The 20,843-nt window shown below is 64.7% G+C and carries 17 protein-coding genes and 2 pseudogenes; 8 read left to right on the top strand and 11 right to left on the bottom strand.

Features of this window, described 5'->3' with window-relative positions; translation table 11 throughout:
- Positions 1-92 precede the first annotated feature (92 nt).
- Positions 93-923, top strand: coding sequence for an NAD(P)H-dependent oxidoreductase (locus AC0L2C_RS26265; RefSeq protein ID WP_473524789.1), 831 nt, complete (start codon positions 93-95; stop codon positions 921-923).
- Between the two features lie 50 nt (positions 924-973).
- Here the strand turns inward: AC0L2C_RS26265 and AC0L2C_RS26260 are convergent, their stop codons facing one another.
- The 3 genes from AC0L2C_RS26260 to AC0L2C_RS26250 form a co-directional block, all read right to left on the bottom strand.
- Complete coding sequence (locus AC0L2C_RS26260) at positions 974-1,699, bottom strand: 3-keto-5-aminohexanoate cleavage protein (protein WP_287065351.1); 726 nt, start codon at positions 1,697-1,699, stop codon at positions 974-976.
- 291 nt (positions 1,700-1,990) lie between these two features.
- Entirely contained in the window at positions 1,991-3,346 is a 1,356-nt protein-coding gene (locus tag AC0L2C_RS26255; RefSeq protein ID WP_473524788.1) for a sigma-54-dependent transcriptional regulator, read from the bottom strand.
- Positions 3,347-3,359: 13 nt separating this feature from the next.
- Positions 3,360-5,219, bottom strand: coding sequence for a sensor histidine kinase (locus AC0L2C_RS26250; protein WP_473524787.1), 1,860 nt, complete (start codon positions 5,217-5,219; stop codon positions 3,360-3,362).
- 242 nt (positions 5,220-5,461) lie between these two features.
- On the opposite strand from AC0L2C_RS26250, the gene AC0L2C_RS26245 reads away from it, so the two are divergent.
- The 3 genes and pseudogenes from AC0L2C_RS26245 to AC0L2C_RS26235 all read left to right on the top strand — a co-directional run bounded on the left by AC0L2C_RS26245 (position 5,462) and on the right by AC0L2C_RS26235 (position 8,673).
- Positions 5,462-6,793: a dicarboxylate/amino acid:cation symporter gene (locus AC0L2C_RS26245; protein ID WP_027155097.1), complete on the top strand. Its 1,332-nt coding sequence runs from the start codon at positions 5,462-5,464 to the stop codon at positions 6,791-6,793.
- Positions 6,794-6,922: 129 nt separating this feature from the next.
- Positions 6,923-7,230: pseudogene (locus tag AC0L2C_RS26240) on the top strand (HigA family addiction module antitoxin).
- A gap of 378 nt (positions 7,231-7,608) precedes the next feature.
- Positions 7,609-8,673 carry a glycosyltransferase family 2 protein gene (locus tag AC0L2C_RS26235; RefSeq protein WP_473524786.1) on the top strand — a complete coding sequence of 355 codons (1,065 nt, stop codon included), beginning with the start codon at positions 7,609-7,611 and terminating at the stop codon, positions 8,671-8,673.
- Positions 8,674-8,948: 275 nt separating this feature from the next.
- On the opposite strand, the gene AC0L2C_RS26230 is transcribed toward AC0L2C_RS26235, so the two are convergent.
- The 5 genes from AC0L2C_RS26230 to AC0L2C_RS26210 form a co-directional block, all read right to left on the bottom strand.
- A complete protein-coding gene (locus tag AC0L2C_RS26230) occupies positions 8,949-9,755 on the bottom strand; it encodes an ABC transporter permease (protein ID WP_473524785.1) in 807 nt (268 codons plus the stop codon).
- On the bottom strand, positions 9,755-10,588 hold the full coding sequence (locus tag AC0L2C_RS26225; protein ID WP_287285560.1) for an ABC transporter permease: 834 nt from the start codon (positions 10,586-10,588) through the stop codon (positions 9,755-9,757). Before AC0L2C_RS26225 ends, AC0L2C_RS26230 begins: the two co-directional genes overlap by 1 nt.
- Positions 10,589-10,612: 24 nt before the next feature.
- Positions 10,613-11,725 carry an ABC transporter substrate-binding protein gene (locus AC0L2C_RS26220; protein ID WP_077383444.1) on the bottom strand — a complete coding sequence of 371 codons (1,113 nt, stop codon included), beginning with the start codon at positions 11,723-11,725 and terminating at the stop codon, positions 10,613-10,615.
- Between the two features lie 91 nt (positions 11,726-11,816).
- A complete protein-coding gene (locus AC0L2C_RS26215) occupies positions 11,817-12,911 on the bottom strand; it encodes an ABC transporter ATP-binding protein (RefSeq protein WP_473524784.1) in 1,095 nt (364 codons plus the stop codon).
- A 252-nt stretch (positions 12,912-13,163) separates the two neighbouring features.
- Complete coding sequence (locus tag AC0L2C_RS26210; protein WP_473524783.1) at positions 13,164-14,048, bottom strand: LysR substrate-binding domain-containing protein; 885 nt, start codon at positions 14,046-14,048, stop codon at positions 13,164-13,166.
- 75 nt (positions 14,049-14,123) lie between these two features.
- Between AC0L2C_RS26210 and AC0L2C_RS26205 the strand changes: the two genes are divergently transcribed.
- Positions 14,124-15,716 carry a zinc-binding metallopeptidase family protein gene (locus AC0L2C_RS26205; RefSeq protein WP_473524782.1) on the top strand — a complete coding sequence of 531 codons (1,593 nt, stop codon included), beginning with the start codon at positions 14,124-14,126 and terminating at the stop codon, positions 15,714-15,716.
- A 24-nt stretch (positions 15,717-15,740) separates the two neighbouring features.
- On the top strand, positions 15,741-16,673 hold the full coding sequence (locus tag AC0L2C_RS26200; protein WP_128246919.1) for a dimethylarginine dimethylaminohydrolase family protein: 933 nt from the start codon (positions 15,741-15,743) through the stop codon (positions 16,671-16,673).
- Between the two features lie 78 nt (positions 16,674-16,751).
- Here the strand turns inward: AC0L2C_RS26200 and AC0L2C_RS26195 are convergent, their stop codons facing one another.
- Positions 16,752-17,759: an ornithine cyclodeaminase family protein gene (locus AC0L2C_RS26195; protein ID WP_473524781.1), complete on the bottom strand. Its 1,008-nt coding sequence runs from the start codon at positions 17,757-17,759 to the stop codon at positions 16,752-16,754.
- 161 nt (positions 17,760-17,920) lie between these two features.
- On the opposite strand from AC0L2C_RS26195, the pseudogene AC0L2C_RS26190 reads away from it, so the two are divergent.
- A pseudogene (locus AC0L2C_RS26190) lies at positions 17,921-18,381 on the top strand (Lrp/AsnC family transcriptional regulator).
- 102 nt (positions 18,382-18,483) lie between these two features.
- On the opposite strand, the gene AC0L2C_RS26185 reads toward AC0L2C_RS26190, so the two are convergent.
- Positions 18,484-18,867, bottom strand: a complete 384-nt coding sequence (locus AC0L2C_RS26185) for a YybH family protein (RefSeq protein WP_287324228.1) — start codon at positions 18,865-18,867, stop codon at positions 18,484-18,486.
- A gap of 159 nt (positions 18,868-19,026) precedes the next feature.
- Complete coding sequence (locus AC0L2C_RS26180; RefSeq protein ID WP_473524780.1) at positions 19,027-19,776, bottom strand: SDR family NAD(P)-dependent oxidoreductase; 750 nt, start codon at positions 19,774-19,776, stop codon at positions 19,027-19,029.
- A 97-nt stretch (positions 19,777-19,873) separates the two neighbouring features.
- Between AC0L2C_RS26180 and AC0L2C_RS26175 the strand changes: the two genes are divergently transcribed.
- Positions 19,874-20,767: a LysR family transcriptional regulator gene (locus tag AC0L2C_RS26175; RefSeq protein WP_473524779.1), complete on the top strand. Its 894-nt coding sequence runs from the start codon at positions 19,874-19,876 to the stop codon at positions 20,765-20,767.
- The last annotated feature ends 76 nt before the right edge of the window (positions 20,768-20,843 follow it).

The following is a 20,843-nucleotide window of genomic DNA, read 5'->3' as shown; positions in this document are numbered from 1 at the left end:
ATTCGGCATATTCATATGCATTGCCTGGATATAGCGGATCACCCAGGGGCTGGCTACCTTCAGCGTTCACTGTCCTTCTTCGGAGTTGATCCATGAAAGTCCTGCTTGTTTTTGCTCATCCTGAACTGCATTCGCTCAACGGCGCACTGCGTGACGTCGCCATCAGGGAACTCGAGGCCCAGGGCCATGAGGTGCGGGTGACTGACCTCTATGCCGATGACTGGAAAGCTGAGGTGGACCGTGCCGACTTTCCGTCGTGGCCGCCCGAGCAACGCTTCCTGCCGGCTTTGGCATCCAAAAAAGCTTTTGCAACCAACAGGTTAACTGAAGATGTTAAAGCAGAGATCGACAAGCTGCTGTGGGCCGACACGCTGAGCCTCCAGTTCCCGCTGTGGTGGTACGCCATGCCGGCGATCCTCAAGGGCTGGGTCGATCGGGTGTACGCCTACGGCTTCGCCTATGGGGTCGGCGAGCATAGCGACAAGCGGTGGGGTGACCGCTTTGGCGAGGGAACGCTCGCCGGCAAGCGCGCGATGCTGATCGTGACCGCCGGCGGCTGGGAGGAGCATTATTCCGCCCGCGGCGTCAACGGCCCGATCGACGACCTGCTGTTCCCGATCAATCACGGGATCCTTTACTATCCGGGCTATGACGTGCTTCCGCCTTTCGTCGTCTACAGAGTGGATCGTTTCGGCGAGGCCGATTTCGAGCCTGTCGCGGAGCGGCTGCGCGAAAGGATGCGGACGCTCGAGACAACCCGACCGATTCCCTACCGGCAGCAGAATGGCGGCGACTACCACATCCCGAGCATGCAGCTCCGCTCTGAACTGGGCGACCCGGGCGCAGCAGGGTTCGCGCTTCACGAGGATCGCGCAACCGCGAAATCGGCTACGCCGCGTTCGACTTTGCGGGACGTGGCCTGACGCAGCATCCCGAGAAGATCGGGCAAGGCGCCGGAAGCCTACGGGATGAATCAGCGACCGGCCCGGAAGATCGCGACGGCTGCAGCCGTCAGTGCGGCATTGCCTGATGCCGTAGTGCCGTCCGGAAGCGCCTTGCCGTCTTCCAGCCCGACACGCGTCGACCAGGTGCGCTCCGCCGCCCGGTGCACGAACGGCCAGACCGTGGCGTCGGCGCCGTGCAGCAGGATGGCGCGGCGCAGTCCGGCGCGGTCGAGCACGGCGGCGATGCCGTCGCAGGCTTCCAGCGCCGCGTCCAGCGCCTGCTCGGAAATCTCGATCAGGATGCGCAGCACCTGGTTGCCATGGTCGAGGCGGACCAGGCGCTCGGCATCAGCGACCGAGGCGAGCCCGGCCTCGATGCCGATGCCGCGCTGCCGCAGACTTTGCATGACCTCGGGCGCTGCTTTTTCGCTCAGATTGACCGAGGCGTAGTCAGGCAGCTCGCTCCAGCCGGCGATCGCCGCAAGTGTGCGCTCGTCATCATTCTCGATCCAGGCGCCGGTGGAGACGCCGATCAGCGTTCCCGGGCAGGCGCGGCGCAGCGCCAACACGGTCCGGTCCATCGTCGCCGGGGCAAGGCTTTCGCGGCCGTCGAACCCGCGTGCATGGACATGCAGCTCGGCCGCACCGGCGGCCACGCAGGCGGCGCCGTCACGCGCCATGGCGTCCGCGTCAAGCGGCAGCTGCGGATGGAAATCGGCGCTGCGCGCGCCATTGATGCAGGTCTGGACAATCATGAGAGTGGTCCGGTTGAAGTGGACCAAGTGTAGCGCAGGATGGCGAAAACCGGAATCGGGTTCGCGTCAGGAGAGTTGCTGCGGGAGGGACGTTTGCAGACGTTGGCGCTGCCCCTCATCCCCCTGCCGGGACCTTCTCCCCGTACAACGGGGAGAAGGGGCTGGCTGCAACCTCGGGCGCTCTTTCTGCAACGTTGGTTTTTGGCGAAATCTTCGGCGAAGGCTTCTTTCTCCCGGTTCTACGGGGAGAAATGCCCGGCAGGGCTGAGGGGCAGCGCCGACATTGGCCCTCTACCTCGAAAACTCGCTACGCACGATGCCGTGGCGCTGCAGCTTGTCATAAAAGGTCTTGCGCGGAATCCCCAGCGCTTCGATGGTGCGCCTGACGTCGCCCTCGTTGCGGTTAAGCGTCTCGCGGATGATGTCGGCCTCGTAGCGCTCCAGCCGTTCCGGCAGTTTCATGGCGGCATCCGGCTGGGCTGGGGCAGGGGATGCCACTCCTGCGTCTTCCTCCAGTCCAAGCACGAAGCGTTCGGCGAAATGCGCGAGCTCGCGTACATTGCCAGGCCAGTCATGCTCCCTGAGATGGCGGTGCACCGCGGCCAGCACCGCCGGCAGCGGACGCCGGAAGCGGGCGGCGGCGCGCTCGGCGAAGTAGAAGAACAGCAGTGCGACGTCGTCGCGGCGCTCGCGCAGCGGCGGAATGGAGATCGTCACCACGTTGAGCCGGTAATAAAGATCCTCGCGGAAAGCGCCGCGCTGGCGCGGATCGCCGAGATCGACCTTGGCGGCCGCAACGACGCGCAGGTCGACCGGCCGCATTTCGTTGGTGCCGAGCGGGGTGACCTCGCGCATTTCCAGCACGCGCAGCATCTGCACCTGTGTCGAGACCGGCATGCTTTCGATCTCGTCGAGGAACAGCGTGCCGCCGCTGGCGTGCTCGATACGGCCGATCCGCTTCTTCTGCGCCCCGGTGAAGGCGCCGGCCTCGTGGCCGAACAATTCGCTCTCGATGACCGTTTCGGGCAGCGTGCCGCAGTTCAGCGCAACGAAATTGCCCTTGGCGCGGCGACTCCAGCGATGCAAAAGGCTGGCCACCACTTCCTTGCCGGAGCCGGTTTCGCCGGTCACCAGCACGTCGACATCGGTGTCGGCGATCTGGCGCAGCGTGCGGCGCAGCCTTTCCATCGCCGGCGTCTGGCCGATCAGCGGCAGGCCGTCCTGCGCCTCTCCGGCCGCCTCGCGCAAGGCGCGGTTCTCCATCACCAGACGGCGCTTTTCCGCGGCGCGGCGCACGCTCTGCACCAGCCGGTCGGCGGCGAAGGGTTTGGTGATGAAGTCGTAGGCGCCGTCCTTGATCGCCTTGACGGCAACCGCGATGTCGCCATGCCCGGTCACGAGGATGACCGGAATGTCCGGGTCCAGCCGCAGGATCCGGTTGAAAAGCTGCAAGCCGTCAATCTCAGGCATGCGGATATCCGACACCACCACGCCGGCAAAACCGGTGTCGAGCCTGGCCAGCGCCTCGGCCGCCACCGAAAAAGCCGAGACCGAAAAGCCGGCAAGCTCCAGCGTCTGCGCGGTGGCCTTGAGGAGATCGCTGTCGTCATCGACCAAGATGACCGGCGCTGCGTCGTCGTTCGTCATGCTGCCTTGGCCACTATGCTGCTTTCAAGAGATGGATGGCGAAGCGGGTGCCGCTGCCGTCGCTCGAAACCTCGATGCGTCCGCCGTAGTCGGCGACGATATCCTTCGAGATGACAAGGCCAAGACCGAGGCCTTTTTCCTTGGATGTATTGAACGGCGTGAACAGCGATTTGAGAATCCCTGGCGGAATGCCAGGTCCGTTATCGGACACGCCGACCGTCACGCCGTCCGCGGTCTCCTCGACCGAAACCCGCACATGAGCGTCGTTGCGGCCGTCCAGCGCTTCAAGCGCGTTCTGGAAGAGGTTGATCAGCACCTGTTCGAGCCGGACCCGGTTGCCCATGACCTTGAGGCTCGGCGGTGGCAGGTCGATCGCCAGTGCGTCGAGCCGGCCGGCAAAGCGGCTTCTCAACAGCACGACGGCGCCCTCGATGACACCGCGCAATGCGACAGGCTCAGCGGCGGTGCGGCCCTTGCGGGCAAAGGCCTTCAATTCTTCGGTGATGGTGCCGATGCGCTCGGTCAATGCTGCGATGGCGCCGAGGTTTTCCTCGGCGGGCGCGGTCTGCTTCCTGTCGAGGAAGACGCGGGCGTTGTCGGCATAGGCGCGTATGGTGGCAACCGGCTGGTTGATCTCATGGGCGACGCCGGCGGCGACCTGGCCGAGGATGGCGAGGCGGTTGGCCTGGACCAGATCCTGCTGCACCACCTGCAGCTTGGCTTCCGTGCTGCGATGGTCTGATATCTCGGCCTGCAGCCGATCGCGGGCACGGCTCAGATCCTCGGTTCGTTCGACGACGCGGCGCTCGAGTTCGGTGCGCGCCGCCTGTTCGGCGGCGATCCGCATTTGTCCCGACTGCCGGCGCCACAACAGATACGCAGCAAGGCCGAGCAACGGGACCAAGACGCCAAGCGTAAGGAGCCGCATTTCACGGGCCGCGGCGGCGATCGGCGCCTCGGCCGGAACGAGATAGTCGAGCCGCCAGGGGGTCGAAGCAACCGGGGCTGAAAGCCGAAGATATTCCGCGTCGCTGCCGCCGGGCGTCACCGCGTGGACGATGGATGTGTCCGGGCTGAGCGCCTGCGGGCGCGTGATCGGCAACGGCATCAGCGGTGCATCACCGAACTGCTGGCTGTTCTGGATGGCGGCAAGATCAGACCCGGCAAGCGGCGCCGTCGTCATGAAGCGCCAGGACCGCACGCTGGTGATCAGAACGATACCACGCTCGTCGCTGACATAGGCCGGGCGGTTCACCTCGTGCCAGTCGGCCTCGAGCTGATCGAACTCCGCCTTGACGACGACGACGCCCAGCGCTGCGGCAGCATCGCCGACGCGGCGCGAGATGTAGAGGCCTGGGCGTTTGCTGACATTGCCGAGCGCGAAATATTCGGCGGTTCCGGATTGCATCGCCGCGGAGAAATAGTCGCGGAACCGGTAGTCGTTGCCGACAAAGCTGATCGGGTCGCGCCAGTTGCTGGAGGCGATCGCCAGCCCGTCGGTGCCGATGACATAGAGTACTGAGGCCTTGGTGCCGGAGACCAGCCCTTCAAGCTTGCGATTCAGCACATCGATTGCAGCAGCACTTTTCTGCGCCAGCGCGTCGCGCACCTGCTGGTCTTCCGACAAAAGCAGGGGCAGGGCGCGCGGGCTTTCCAGAACGGCGCGCAATAGCGCGACCTTCAGATTGGCGTCGGTGCGGCCCTGCGCCGCCAGTCCCCTGAGCTCCGTGGTACGGCCATAGAGACCGGCGCCGTAAAGTGCGGCCGTGGCCGTCGCAAGGGCGATGGCCGCAAACAGCAGCCAGGCACGGCGCGCTCGCCTGCCGAGTTGCTCGGACGTCGAAGGCAAGGCAGCGGCGGGGCGTTGCAGCATCGCCCATTTGTGCATGAATTCGCACAAAGCACAATTCGGCCATGCGAACATCCGCACTTTGTGTGTGTGCGAAACGAACTGCCAGTTCCGGAATACTCAATAAAATCAAAGCCGATAGGCTCTTTTCCGCGCACTTGGCACGGCAGTTGCAAACACGACTTCAGCGGTCACGAGGCTGCTGGGGGTCAAATGCAAACGCTCCGGGAGGTCGAGCTTTCGATCGGAGCACAATGGAGGACGTCATGCAGACAGCATTCGCTGCCGCCGCGCCGCGCGGCAAACTTCCGTTCTACCGGCATCTCTATGTGCAGGTGCTGGCGGCGATCGCCGCCGGCGTGCTGCTCGGCCACTTCTATCCCGAAACCGGCGAAGCGATGAAGCCGTTCGGCGACGCCTTCATCAAGCTGGTGAAGATGGTGATCGCACCGGTGATCTTCCTGACGGTGGCGACCGGCATCGCCGGCGTTTCCGACCTGCAGAAGGTGGGCCGCGTCGCCGGCAAGGCGATGATCTACTTCCTGGCATTCTCGACGCTGGCGCTTGTCGTCGGCCTCGTCGTCTCGAACGTCGTCCAGCCGGGCGCCGGCATGCATATCGATCCGGCCACGCTCGATGCCACAAAGGTGGCGACCTACACCGAAAAAGCGCACGACACCAGCATCGTCGGTTTCCTGATGAACATCATCCCCGACACGATCACCGGCGCTTTCGCAAAGGGCGACATCCTGCAGGTGCTGTTCTTTTCGGTGCTGTTCGGGCTCGCTCTTGCCGCGGTCGGCGATCGCGGCCGCCCGGTCGTCGATTTCCTGCAGGCATTGACCACGCCGATCTTCCGCCTCGTCGCCATCCTGATGAAGGCCGCGCCGATCGGCGCTTTCGGCGCCATGGCCTTCACCATCGGCAAATACGGCATCGGCTCGATCGCCAACCTCGCCATGCTGATCGGCACATTCTACCTGACATCGCTGTTGTTCGTGCTGGTGGTGCTGGGCGCGGTCGCCCGCTACAACGGCTTCTCGATCCTGGCGCTGATCCGCTACGTCAAGGAAGAGTTGCTGCTGGTGCTCGGCACCTCGTCCTCGGAAGCGGCACTGCCGGGCCTGATGGCCAAGATGGAGCGCGCCGGCTGCAACCGCTCGGTGGTCGGGCTAGTCGTTCCAACCGGCTATTCCTTCAACCTCGACGGCACCAATATCTACATGACGCTGGCCGCGCTGTTCATTGCCCAGGCGACCGACACGCCGCTCACCCTCGGCGACCAGATCCTGCTGCTCGCCGTCGCCATGCTAAGTTCCAAGGGCGCCGCCGGCATCACCGGCGCCGGCTTCATCACGCTGGCCGCGACGCTCTCGGTCGTGCCTGCAGTGCCGGTCGCCGGCATGGCGCTGATCCTCGGCGTCGACCGCTTCATGTCGGAATGCCGGGCGCTGACCAACTTCATCGGCAATGCGGTAGCGACCGTGGTCGTGGCGCGCTGGGAAGGGGAACTCGACCAGACCAGGTTCGCTGCCGCGATGGCCGGCGACTTGCCTGAAGAAGCCGATCTGTCGCTGCCGGGGCTGCAGGCTGCGTGACTGTTCAGGCCTGCCACCATACGGCCCGGAGCCGGTTCGCCGGCTCCGGGAAAGACGATCGGCCTTGTAAGGCGATCGTCGCAGGTCGTATCCTGCCGGTTGCCGCGCAATAGATTGGAGAAATCGGGTATGAGCGTGTATGAGCCGACGCGTCCGATGGACCGCTGCCCCTCCCACCCTGGAGCGCTGCTCGACGACATTATCCCGGCAACCGGAAAGACCAGGGTGGAAATCGCCAATCTGCTCGGAATCTCGCGCCAGCAGCTTTACGACATCATCCGCGAGAAGAAGCCGGTGTCGCCGGCCGTCGCCGCCCGCCTTGGAAAGATGTTCGGCGACGGCGCCGCGATCTGGCTCCGGTGCAGGCCGCTTATGATGCCTGGCACGCGGAGCGCGAAGTGGATGTCAGCGCCATTCCAACGCTGCATGCCGCCTGAGACGTAACAGGCTTGTGAGCCTTTGGTCTTGGCCTGGGGCTTGCTCCAGCCGCATTTGCGGGTCAGTATCCGCCATGCCTTCAAAGTGCCTGTCCGCTTCGGTCCCGACCTGATCGCGACCCAAAGCCTTTCCGCCAGGCTCGGTTGTCGTGTCATCCGAGCCGAACCGTCGGAGCCCTTGCTGCCGTCGACCATGATCTCGGCGGCAGCTCTTGAAGGCAATAGCGGCCTCAAAATGAAGTCGCAAAGCAACAGACGTGACCCGTCCTGACGAAAGGCGCGAGCCTTCTCCCAGGAATTTCGTGGGACGCGCTTGAAGAGGAACCAGGCCCGCGCGCGGGTTTGCTGAAACCAAAGCAAGATGCGAGGTCAAATGCGATGCAGTCTGTCCCGAGGATTCCGGTATCCATCATCATTCCGAACTACAATTACGCGCGTTTCCTCAAACGCAGCATCGATAGCGCCCTCGAGCAGGACTACGCGGATGTCGAAGTCATCGTCGTCGATGATGCCTCGCAGGACAATTCCACGACAATCATGGGATCATATGGGGAAAGGATCCTCGCGTGCCCGCGCGCGCAAAATGGCGGGCATGCGGCGGCGTTCAACACCGGGTTCGCGGCAAGCTCGGGCAAGATCGTCCTGTTCCTCGACGCCGACGACTATCTTTATCCAACCGCCGTCTCGACGATCGTCGACACCTGGGATGCGGCAACGGCCCAGGTGCAGTCCAGGCTGCATATCGTCGATGAACGACAAAGCATCAAGGACGTCTTTCCGCCGCCCGAACTGCCCTTCGACAGCGGTGACGTCATGCCGAAACTCCTGCACAAGGGCCGCTATCAGACGACTGTGACCAGCGGGCTGGCCTTTGATCGCACAACCCTCGAATCGATCATGCCTATACCGGAGGCGGAGTTCCGCCAGGGCGCCGATGGCTACCTTGTAACGCTGGCGCCCATGTACGGACACGTCCAGTCCATCGACGAATGCGTCGGCGCCTACCGGATCCACGGCGCCAACCATTCGGTGTTCGGTGAAAAGCTCGCCGAACGGGCACGCTGGCGGGTAACCCACGATTTCCGCCGCATGCAGGCGCTGTCGGACCAGGCTTCCGGGATCGGCTTGACGATTGTGCCGTCGGAGGCTGTCCGCCACGATCCGGTCCATCTGGAAGAGCGGCTGGCGTCGCTGTGCGCGGACAGGCGCCGGCACCCCGTGGCCAATGATTCCCGGCTGGCGCTTGGGGCGGCGGGCGCCGTCGCCAGCCTCGAAATGACCGCGTCCCTGCGCCGGCGCGCCGTCCTTGCCGCCTGGTTCCTGTCGGTCGGGGTGTTGCCGCGGAAAATGGCGACGGCGGTGCTGTCGTGGAAGCTCGACGCATCGTCTAGACCGGCATTCCTGAGCCGTCTGTCCAAGTCGATCCGCCACGCCATGGGGTAGAAGACCGTCGCCCGAAGCGGAGCGCATATCCGCTCGACAGTTGGCGGGACAGCGCCCCCTCTGGCCTGCCGGCAATCTCGCCCACTTGGGGGGAGATCGGCAGCTTCGGCGACGGCTCCTTTCTTCGGCGGTAGTGATTGGCGAAAGCGGAGATGTACGGCCAATCTCCCCCCAAGTGGGGGAGATGCCAAATGGTGGCAAAGAGGGCAGGACAGAGGGGGGCGCGAAGGATTGCCAACCTTTGACTTGATCGGTTTTTCCAAGCTTCGGTCGCCTCACTGCCCCCCGCGCAGCCTGACCACGGCACTGCGCGCCGCCAGCACCAGCACCGTGATGATGATCAGGATCACCGAGAGGGCGGCGATCGCCGGGTCGATGTTGTCGCGCAGGCCCATCCACATCAGCCTGGGCAGCGTGATGGCGTTGACCGAGGTGATGAACAGGGTGACGCCGATCTCTTCCCAGGACAGCACGAAGGACAGCAGGGCGGCAGTGACGATGCCGAATTTGATGTTGGGCATGATGATGCGGGTGGCCCGCTCCCACACGGTGGCGCCGAGACCGCGCGCGGCAAGGTCGATGCGCCGGTCGAGCTGGCTGAGCGACACCAGGATCAGCACCGTTGCGAAGGGCACCGTCATCACCGCATGCGCCATGGCGACACCGAGCCAGGTGTCGTAGCCGAAGAACGAAGAGACGCCGGAGATCGAGGTCAGCAGGAAGTAGAGCGTGATCGCCGAGACCACCGGCGGCACCACCATCGGTAGCAGCACGAAGCCGACCAGCGCGGCGGTGAAGCGCGGCTGGAACATCCACACACCGAGGCTGAAGCACAGCGCCAGCACGGTGGAAAAGGCGCTGCTGACGACGCCGATCCTGATCGAGAGCAGGATCGAATTGATCCAGCGCGGATCCTCGATCAGCGCCCGGTAGTGGCGCAGCGACAATGCGCCGGACGGCATCGCCAGCATGCGGGTGGGCGTCAGCGACACCGGAATGACGGCAAGCAGCGGCAACAACAGGAACAGCGCCACCAGGGCGGCGAGGATCAGCGAGACGGGGCCGGGGCGGTAGGTCGGCATCAGATCAGCTGCCTAGGCCTGACATAACGGAACACCAGCGCCATCAGTGCGCCGACGAACAGCACCAGTACGACGCTGATCGCCGCCCCCAGGCCCCAGTCCGGGCTCTGGAAGATGCGCAGATAGATCAGCTCGGCGATCATCACGCTGCGGCCGCCGCCGAGGATCGCCGGCGTCACGAAGAAGCCGAGCGAAAACACGAAGACGATGAGCGCCGAGCCGATGATGCCGGAGCGGGTCATCGGCACGAACACCGACCAGAAGGTGCGCATGCGGCTGGAGCCGAGCCCGCGCGCCGCCAGCAGCACGCGGTCGTCGAGGCTGCGCATCGAAGACGCCAGCGGAAACACGGCGAAGGGAATGAGGAAATGCGTCATGCCGACGATGACGCCGAATTCGTTGCGCACCAGCGTCAGCGGTTCCGAGATGAAGCCGATCGCTTGCAGCCAGGTGTTGAACAGGCCGCGATTGGAAAGCAGCGCCACCCAGCCGAAGGCGCGCGTCAGCACCGAGATCCAGAACGGCACCAGGATGCAGAATTCGGCGATCACCCGCTGCGCCGGCGTGCCGCGCACCCACACCACGGTGATGGCGTAGGCGGCGGCAACCGAAACAATCGTGACGATCGCAGCGATGCGCAGCGTGCGGACAAACACCGACTGCACCAGCGGGTCGCTAAGCAGCGTGCCATATTGCCCGAGCCCCGGCTCGGGCAGGGTGAAGCTCCAATTGACGACGCCGAAGAATGGCCAGGCGTAGGCGGCGCCAAGGAACAGCAGCAGCGGCGCCATCAACAGCGCCGCGCCCATCCTGTCGGAGAGATATGCTTTCATCTCGGCTCCGGTTATCCCGGTCTATCAGGCGGAGATGATCTTCGTGTATTCGTCGAGTGCGGCCCCGTAATTCTTGGCGTACCACTCCATGTCGAGCGGGATCTGCTTCTTCATGTTTTCGGGGTCGACCGGGTTGATGCGCTTCTTGTCGGCGGGGATCAGCGCGTCGGTGGCCGGATTGGCCGGACCCTGGCCGAGCTTGTCGAACATGATCAGCTGTTTTTCCGGATCCTGGGCGCTGGCGATGAACTTCATCGCCGCGTCCTTGCCGCCGGGATTGCCCTTGAGCACGGCGAGCGCGCCGGGCGAGATCAGGCCCTGGTCCCAGATGAACTTGATCTTGCCGCCGGAATCCTGCTCGATCAGCGAGGCTCGCGTCGACCAGACGATAGCCATCGAAGCCTCGCCGTCGAGCAGCACGCTCTGGCTTTCGGCGCCGCCGCCCCAATAGGCCACGACGTTTTCCTTGAAGGCGGCGATCTTGTCGTGCGCGCGCTTGAGGTCGAGCGGGTAGAGCGATGCCGGCGCGATGCCGTCGGCGAGCAGTGCCGCTTCCCAACTCGACACGCCCCATTTGTAGAGCGAGCGCTTGCCGGGGAATTTGGTCACGTCGAAGAAATCCGCCATGCCGGTCGGTGCCTGGCTGCCGAATTTCTCGGAATCGTAGGCGATGACATAGGAGAAGAAATAGGTCGAGGCCGCGTGTTCCCAGCCGAAGCCCTCGCGCATCTTCTTCTTGTCGACGATCGAATAGTCGATCGGCTCGAGCATGCCTTGCGCACCAAGCGTGATCGCCGAGAACGGATCGACGTCGACCAGGTCCCAGGTCGGGGCGCCGCTCTTGAACTGCGCAGCAATCGCGCCCTCGGTCGGGCCGGAGCCGTCCATCTTGACGGTGATGCCGGTCTCCTTGGTGAACGCCTGGCCATAGGCCGCGTCATAGGCGGTGATGGCGTCGCCGCCCCAGTTGACCAGCACCAGTTCCTTGGCTTGCGCGAAGGCGCCGGTCGAGCGCAGCAGCATCGGCGTGCCGGCCAGCACGAGCGCAGCCAGCTGCGTGAACTGCCGGCGCGAGATCTCGCCGCGCACCGCCCTGGCGGACAGTGTCTCGATGGCGTGTTTCCTGGTTTCGCTCATCTCTGAATTGTTTGTCATGTCAGTTCCCCTTTTTGTCGTTGATATTTCCCGAAAGCCAGCCTGGCGAATTTCAGCTTCGCCACGCCGATCGTCATTGTCCTCCGTCCGGAAGGAGGAAACCTTTCTCCGCAGGCCATGTCAGCCATACGGAATTGCCCTTGCTGAGTGCCGAAGCGGCGACCTCGTTCGGCACCGAGACCGTCACCTTGGCACCTTGGCGCGTCGTGAGATCGAGCCGCGTCGCAGCGCCGAGATAGGTCGAGGCGACCGCAGTCGCGGCGATGCCGTTCTCGCCGGCTGTCGCTTCGGGGGCGATCGACATGTATTCGGGCCGGATCGCCAGGATGGCGTTGCTGCCTACGGCGCTTGGATTGCCGCGCAGGGTGATGGTGCGGTCTTCGCACAGGCCGGTGGCGCCGTTGTCGGCGTTGCGAACGCTCTTCAGCGGCAGCATGTTGATCTCGCCGAGGAACTCGGCGACGAAGCGGTTGGCCGGCCGGTCGTAGACCTCGTCAGGCGCCCCGACCTGCAGCAACTTGCCGTGGTTGAAGATGGCGACGCGCGACGACAGCGCCAGCGCCTCGCTCTGGTCATGGGTGACGAAGACGAAGGTGGTGCCGGTTTCCTGGTGCAGCCGCTTCATCTCGGCCTGCATCTGGCCGCGCAGGCCCTTATCGAGCGCGGAGAACGGCTCGTCGAGCAAAAGCACACCCGGCTCGAAAACCAGGGCGCGGGCCAGCGCCACGCGCTGCTGCTGGCCGCCGGACAATTGCGACGGCAGTTTCTTCTCGTGGCCCTTCAGCCCGACGCGCTCGACCATCTCACTGACGCGACGCTTGATCTCGGCCGCCGACTTCTTGCGCACCTTGAGCGGGAAGGCGATGTTGGCCTCGACGCTCATATGCGGGAACAGGGCATAGCCTTGGAACACCATGCCGGCGGCACGCTGCTCGGCCGGCCGCTCGGTGATATCGACGCCGTCGCTGTAAAGGCGGCCGTCGGTCGGCTGCACGAAACCGGCAAGGATCATCAGGAAGGTGGTCTTACCCGAACCCGACGGCCCGAGCAGGGTCAGGAACTCACCGCGGCCGATATCGAGCGTCAGATCGTCCAGCGCACGGAACGAGCCGAAGCTCTTGCCGATCCCGATTGCCTTGATCTCTGCGGCACGGCCGGGTTGCTGCATCCTGCCTTGTCCTCAATGCTGATCGAAATCGTAGGCAGGGCGGCGGCTCACCGCAACCGAATAGTTTTCGCCTGACCGGCAAATTTGATTCATCTATGGCGCCAATCTCCCCCCTCGAAGGGGGAGATGGCCGCAAAGCGGCCAGAGGGGGTCGGTCCGACTGGGCTCGGCCTGCTGCTGCAGATGGAGGCGGGGCTTCACGCGCGGCGACCCCCTCTGTCGCCTTCGGCGACATCCCCCTCGAGAGGGAGATTAGCTAATCTCCGACAGTTTCGACCTCAGCCACCTCCCGAACGCCTCCAGCACCGGATGCGCCGCCTTGGCATGCTCGGAAACGAGAAAATACGAGCGTGGCGAACTGATTGCGATGTCGAAGGGGCGCACCAGCCGGCCTTCGCTCAGCGCCCGGCGGCTGGTCAGTTCGTCGCCCATGGCGATGCCCTGGCCGGCGATGGCGGCCGAAAAGACCAGGTTCATGTCGGAAAAGAAGATGCCGCCCTCGGTGTCGGGATTCTCGACCTTCGACAGCGCCAGCCAGCGCGCCCAGTCCTCGGTGTCGCCGAGATGCAGGAGATTGGCGCGCAGCACGTCGGCCGGCCTGGAAAACCCGCCGATCTTGTTGAGCAGCGTCGGGCTGCACAGCGGCGTGAACGAGATCTCGCACAACAGCTCGACCGCCCGGTTCGGCCAGTTGCCGACGCCGAAGGCGATGAAGGCGTCGGCCTCGGCATTGCTGACGTCGTCCAGCCGCCGCGGCGTCAGGATGCGCAGCGCGACATCGGGGTACATCTGCCGGAATTCGCCGATGTGCGTGCACAGGAACAGCGAGGCGAAGCCCGGCGTGCAACTGACGCTGAACGAGCCGCCGACGCCGGTGCCGGCATGGCGCGTTACCGCATCGCCGAGCACCGTCAGCGCCTTGCGCACGTCACTGGCGTAACGCTGGCCGCGCGGCGTCAGCGCCACGCCCTTGCCGATGCGCTCGAGCAGGTCGAAGCCGAGTTCGCGTTCGAGCAGCCGCAATTGGTGGCTGACCGCGCTGCGGGTCAGATGCAGTTCGTCGGCGGCGCGCCAGACGCTGCCGTGGCGGGCGAAACTGTCGAGGGCGCGCAGCGCCTGCGTCGAGGGAATCCTCAAGAGGTGAACCGAATTTGCATGAGCCGGGAAAACATATCACTTTTTGGCGAGGCGCTTCACTGCTTTCTTTGACCGATGGAGGATCCGGTGACGAACTCGGCTCAAGCGACCGCGCTTGCCTGTCTGGACGACATCCAGCCGTCGCTGTCGGCATGGACGCGGACGATCTTCGATTTCGGCGAGACCGCCTGGCGCGAATACCAGTCGGCCGCCTGGTATGTCGAGCGTCTGAAGCACGAGGGCTTTTCGGTCGAGGAAGGCTCCGGCGGGATGCCGACCGCCTTTTGCGCCCACTGGACCAACGGCGCCGGGCCGACCATCGGCATGTATGCCGAGTATGACGCGGTGCCGGGCAATTGCCAGGATGCGGCGACCGTGAAGCGACCGCGTCCGGGCCTTGGCGAACAGGCCGGAGGCCACACCGATCCGCATTCCGGGCTCGGCATTGCCAGCCTGGGCGGGCTTTTGGCGACCAAGGCGGCGATGCAGCGGCACGGCATATCGGGCATGCTGCGCTTCACCGGCGAGCCGGCAGAGAAAGTGCGAGGATCGAAGCCGATCCACGCGGCAAAGGGCTACTACGATGGCCTCGCCGGCATGATTTCCTTCCATCCCTTTTACATGCTGCCGCTCTGCAACACCGCGCGCTGGGATACGCATTGCGGTGCGGCCTATGCGATGATCTACCGCTTTGTGTGCGACGAACCCGAAAATTGGGTTCGCGCAAGCGATGGCGCGCCAATCCCGCAGGCGCATTCGGCGATCAGGGCTCCCGGCGCCAATGACGCGCTCATGATGATGTACATGGCGTCCAAGGCGCTGCGCGATTCCATGCTGCCGCATCAGGGCGGCTGGTCGATCAGCGAGGCGATCCTGACGGCAGGACAGGCGACCGCCGACAATCTGCCGGCGGGTCTGGCCGAGATCCAGTACATGATCCGCGTGCCGACCTTGGCGATGGCTGAGCAGGTGACCGCCGTGCTCGACCGCAATGCGGAAGCCGCCGCTAAGATGAGCGGCTGCCGCCATGAGCGGCACTGGGTATCGAAGTCGCGGCCGGGGCTAGCCAATCACGCAATGTCAGGCATCGTCTATGACGCGCTGTCGACCGTCGGGCCACCGCGCTGGGACGAGGCGGCCAAGGCGATCGCCCGCGAAATCCAGGTCAATGCCGGCGGCGCGGCGACCGACGAGCCGTTCATCGCCGAGTTGGAGCAGCTGATTGCGCCTGAGGAGGCGGAGGCGTTGCTGCGCCGCGACCTGCCGCCGTCGCAGCTGAATTCGACCTCCGACGATTACACCGACATGTCGTGGCAGACGCCGACGGCGCGGTTCTATGTCGCCCGACCGGCGCTGCGTTGCGAGAGTGGCCACGCCTACCCGTCCTGGGCGATGAATGCGCTGGGCGGCATTTCCGCCACCATCGATCCGATGGTTGCCTGCGCGTCGAAGACGATTGCGTTGGCAGCCCTTCGCCTGCTGGAAGACAAGGCGGCCCGCGACGCGGCGATGGACGAATTCGTCGCCCGCACCGGCGGCGGCATTGGTGGCAGCAATTGGCTGGCGCCGCTCTGCGACTACGAACCGCCGATCCATTTCCGCTGGCCGGAATATGTCACCACCCCGCGCGGACGGGAATGGTGGATACCAAGCAATCAAGCCGCGTGATCACTCGAAGCCAGGAGAAATCCCATGACCGTCCATGACCGCATCGTAGCAGAACCGTTTTCATTGCAGCGCCGCAACCCGGCCGGCGGCACCAAGCCATTGACCGCCTGGGGCTTTGCCAACGAGACCGACGTCCTGACCGACGTGCTGCTCGGTTCGCCGAATTTCCTGCGGCATCTCTCGACCAGCTCGCTATCGCGCAAGCATTTGCGCGAGGCGCCGTGCAACGTCCAGATTGCGCAGGCGCAGCACAAGGACCTGGTCGCCGCTTACGAGCATTTCGGCGTCAACATCCACTGGCACGAGCCGACGCCGGAGCTGCCGATGCAGGTCTATTCGCGCGATTCCAGCGTCATGACGCCGTATGGCGCCATCATCACCGCGATGTCCCAATGGTGGCGGCGCGGCGAGAACTATGCGGCGATCCGCACCTATGAGAAGCTCGGCATTCCGATCTACGACATGGTCACGGCGGGCACTTTCGAGGGCGGCGACTTCAACGTCATCGAGGACGGCGTGGTGCTGATCGGCTGCGGCGGCGCACGCACCCAGGAGGAGGGCGCTCGCCAGGTCCAGGCCTGGTTCGACAAGGAGGGCTGGGAAACCCGCATCGCCTTCATAGACGAATATTATGTCCATATCGATCTGATGGTGGTGCCGATCGCCGAGAAACTGACCGCCGTCTGCCTCGCCTGCACCGAGCCGGGCATCGTCGACTGGCTGAAGGGCAAGGGCCACGAGATCATCGACGTGCCCTTCCAGGACACGATGGCGCTCGGCTGCAACTTCATGTCGCTGGGCAAGGACCGGGTGATCGCGCCGACATCCAGCCAGACGCTGATCGGCCAGCTCAAGGCGCGCGGCTTCGAAGTGGCGGCGGTCGACATGAGCGAGGTCTCGAAGACCGGCGGCGGCATCCACTGCATGGCGCAGGCGCTGAAGCGTGTGCCGGCCTGAGGGACCGCCCTTTAGCCCGGCCGCTTCCGCGAAAGCGCCATTGTCAGCAACGTCGATCCCGCCTGGCTCGCGGCACGCCTACAGCACGATGAGCTTTCCCTTGCGCAGACGCTTGGCGCAACGATAGGCGAGATCGGCGGCGACCATGTCTTCCATGGCAATGCCCATCGCCTTGTAGGTGGTGATCTGTTGATCCGAAACACGGCCCGGCGCGCGGTCGAGCAGCATGGCGCCAAGCTCAGTGCCGAAATCCGGGTCGAAGCCGGCAAGCTCGCAAGAACCGACCGGGGTCGGTTCGAACGCATCCCTGGTCTCGACAAAAAGACTGGATTTGCCGATGAGCTCGATCGGCAGTTCACCGCCGGGTGGTGCCACCCCGACCGACGAGACGTGCGTGCCCGGCCGAACCCAGTCTGCCTCGATCACCGGCTCGTAGGAATGCGTCGCCAGGCACACCACGTCGGAACTGCGCACTGCCGCCTCGAGGTCGGCGACCGCCACCACCGACGGATGCAGCCGGGCAAGCGCTGCCGCATCGTCGAAGCTCTTCGAAGCGACCCGGATTTCGGCAAAGTCGCGCACCAGCGGCAACAGATGCAGGTGCTGGTTGGCCTGCACGCCGGCGCCGACCACTGTCGCTATCCTCGCGTCCCGGCGCGCGAGCGCGCGCACCGACAGCACGGCGGAGCCGGAGGTTCGCACCGCGGTTATGAAGGTGCCGTCCATGATGCAGACCGGCAGGCCGGACAGCGGATCGAACAGGCTGATGGTGGCGAGGTGGCTGGGCAGGTTCTTGGCCAAATTGCCTTCGAAGACGTTGACGACCTTGACGGTCAGGTTCATGCCCTCCATCCAGGCCGGCATGGCGAGGCTGTAGCCGGCCCCTGGGATGTTGAGCTGTGGTCGGGGTGGATTGACGACCTTGCCTTGTGACAGCGCCTTGAAGCCGTCTTCCAGAACATCGAGAAGCTGGCTGAGATCGATGCACGCCATCACGTCGACTTCGCTCAGCACCAGGATCTCGGTCGCTCCCTTGCTGATTTCCGCCGCACTCCTGCCGGCTGGGCTGAACGCTTCCTTGGTCATCTTGCACTCCTTTTGTTTGTCGAAATCGGCTCACCACGTTTGCTTTGAGTGGGTGAGGGAAGCGCAGGCTATTGCGAGGTTTTATGTGATGAAATACGTTGATTTTGATATCTCTGCGTGAAATCAGCACACAAATCCCTGAGATAGAGTGGATTGTGAAGATGGACGACCTCGACCAGATAGACCGCAGCCTGCTCCGGCTGCTGCAGGAGGATGGGCGCCGGACGACGCTTGATCTTGCCGGGCGTGTCGGCTGTCGCCGACCGGAGCCAGCCAGCGGGTGAAGCGCCTGTTCCGCGACGGGTTCATCACCGCGGTCAGGGCGGTGCTCGATCCGCGCAAGGGCGGCCGGGGAACGCTGGTGTTCATCGAGGTCCGGCTTGACCACACGGCGCGGCATGTCTTTGACCGTTTCGCCGAAGCCGTGGCGAAGGCTCCGGAGGTTCTGGAGTGCCATATGGTGGTTGGCGGTTTCGATTATCTGGTGAAGGCGCGGATCGCCGATATGGCGGTGTTCAAGGATTTCCTGCAGCGGGTCATCCTGCCACTGCCCGGCGTGCGCGAAACGCACACCCTCGCCTCCATCGCCGATGTCGAGCCGAACGCCCTCTTGCCGGTGTGATCAGTGGAGGAGGGGAACGCTGTTCAGGACGACCTGCACGCATCTTCGCCATCCTGTCGCTCCCTGGCGCGCCTTCCGGTGCAGAGATGCCGGAGACCGGCTCTAGCCTTGCGCGGTCAGCAGGTTCGCATCGCGGGCCAGCCGCCACGCACCATCAGCCTCCTTGCGCAGGAGCGTCAGCGTATATCCCGATTGACGCACCGGCTTCCCGTTCGGCGGCGTTGCGGTCATATCGATACGACCGCGCATGAAGGCCCAGTTGCCAAGAAGCTGTAGTTCAACGATCTCGTTCGTGCCGTCGACATGAACGCCGGCCATCTCCTGCGCGGCTGCCGCGAAGATCTCCTTGTCGAAGGGCTCCCGGCCGGGAACCATGAAGATCGCGTCGTCCGTCATCAAGCCGAGGACGGTCGCGGTGTCTCCACGCTTGCTCGCATCCATCCACGTCTCGACCAGCTTTCGGATTGCTCTTTCGTCGTCCGTCATCCGTTGTCTCCCTGGCTTCTCGCCGTCATCGATACCGCACGGCGCTCCTCCATCGCCGCAACATAGGGCTCAGATCGCTCTCGTCATCGATTGCAGGGTTTTATCGACGTCACGCTGGGTGGGATGGTCCGTGAAACGGCAGGTCCGCGCGCTCTACGCCTATCTCCAACCGCCCGAGGCGGTGATGCGCTCGCCGCTCAGCCAGGATGCGTCGTCGGAGGCGAGGAACACCGCGATGCGGGCGATGTCGTCGGGCTGGCCGAAGCGGCCGAGCGGGGTCATGGCGATGACCTGCTTCTCGAACTCGCTGCCGACGATGCCGATCCGCTGCAGGCCCTCGGTGTCGACGCCGCCAGGCGCGATGGCGTTGACGCGGATGTTGCGGGCGCCGAGCTCTCTCGACATGGAGAGCGTGATCGAATCCACTGCGCCCTTGGTGGCGGCGTAGACCAGCGAGTTCGGCTGCGGGTTGAGGCTGGCGACCGAGCTGATGTTGATGACGCTGCCGCCTCCGGCGCCGAAATGGTTCACCGCTTCCCGGATGGTCAGGATGGTGCCCAGCACATTGGTGTCGAACTCACGGTGGAATTCGGCCTCGGTCACCGCTTCCAGCGGCTCGAATGCGAAGACGCCGGCATTGTTGACCAGGATGTCCACCGCGCCGAACGACGATTTGGCGGCCTCGAACAGGCGGCGCACGTCGGCCACTTGCGACACGTCGCCATGGACGGCAACGGCTCGGCCGCCTGCGTCCTTGATCTCGGCAACGACGCGGTCCGCACCTTCCCTCGACGAGGCATAGTTGACGACCACGGCGGCACCGGCCGCCGCAAGACCCTTGGCGATGCCGGCGCCGATACCCTTGGAGGCGCCGGTGACGATGGCGACCTTGCCGTTCAGCTTGCTCATCAATCTCTCCTTTGTCGATGATGAGCGGTATTTAATGGTGATCGGATAGCGTATTTAGGGTCACCTCGATCGGTTCTTTCGTGCCTGGAATTCTTGAATGACCACCATCCTCGAAAGGACCGCCGGTCTCGTCGCCTTCGTGCGCACGGTCGATGCCGGCTCGTTCCATGCCGCCAGCCGGCTGGTCGGCTCCAGCCCGTCGGCGGTGTCGAAGAGCGTGGCGCGGCTCGAGCGGCGGCTGGGCGTGCGGCTGATCCAGCGCTCGACGCGCCGGCTGGCACTGACCAGCGAAGGCCTCGCCTATTACGAGCGGGTCGCGCCTTTGCTCAGAGCGCTGGACGATGCCGAGGACATCGTCCAGATGGCGGATACCGCGCGCGGCCTGCTGCGCGTCACGGCATCCGTCGAACTCGGGCGCGGCCTGATTGCCTCATGGGCACAAGCATTCCTGGCGCAGCACGGCGAACTGAAACTCGAGCTCAGCGTCACCGACCGTCACGCCGACCTGATCCGCGAAGGTTATGATGTAGCGGTGCGCATGGGGACGCTGTCGGACACCGGGCTCATCGCGCGCAAAATCGCCAATCTGCCGATCGTGCTGGTGGCCTCGCCGGCCTATGTCGAACGGCGCGGCCGGCCGGCATCGGTCGAGGCGTTGCAGAGCCACGACTCCGTCCGCTATCAGATGGCCGGGCGGCCTTATCCGGTCACCTTCGCCGACGGCGCGGTGATCGTGCCGAACGGGCGGCTCGATACGGACGACGGCGGCGCCATCCGGCAAGCGGCGCTGGCCGGAGCCGGCATCGCGCATCTGATGCAGTTTGCCGTGCAGGACGATCTCGACACCGGCCGTCTGGTCCGCATTCTACCCGAGGTCGCGATGCCGACTATGCCGGTGCACATCGTCCATGCGTATGGGCGACAGCTACCGGTCCGCGCCCGGCGGTTCGTTGAGTTCCTGGCGGGCCGGATGGCGGTGCTGACGCGATAGGGCGGGAGCTCCGTGGCAAAGACAGCGGCGCTTCGTCGATGGCCATGCGGTAGCCTTTGAGCGTCGCTGCGTTGAA

It is taken from the genome of Mesorhizobium sp. WSM4845 (genome assembly GCF_055811455.1).
This window is presented reverse-complemented; position numbering and strand designations above follow the sequence as displayed.